The sequence below is a fragment of the Bacillus sp. SIMBA_074 genome (assembly GCF_046534555.1).
GTDB lineage: Bacteria > Bacillota > Bacilli > Bacillales > Bacillaceae_G > Bacillus_A > Bacillus_A mycoides.
Map to the genome: position 1 here is coordinate 1 of NZ_JAWRYM010000512.1, position 272 is coordinate 272.

Consider the following 272-nt stretch of genomic DNA (forward strand, 5'->3'; position numbering starts at 1 on the left):
GTTCCATCATGATGTCTTTGGTTGGAAGGTCCATTTTTTCTGCATGCTGAATCCTGTCGCGCAGTGCTTCGTTAAGTGGCCTGGACCCGGCATAGCTGCGATTTGCCGTGATGACCGCGATGAAGTCCGGATGCCTGCGTACAATCTCTGTTGGGAGATTGATACCGCCATCTGGCTCAAGTGCAGAGTTGAGCGCCATTAACACGGCAGCATCCCGAATGACATTTGGTTCTTGTATTTCCAAAAGGTAGCCATTCTTGTAGGCTCTCACG

General features: G+C 50.7%; 1 protein-coding gene. It reads right to left on the reverse strand.

Going from position 1 to position 272, the window contains the following annotated elements:
• The coding region (locus tag SB773_RS31775; protein ID WP_486304316.1) for a P-loop NTPase family protein at window positions 1-272 on the reverse strand (272 nt) is incomplete at both ends.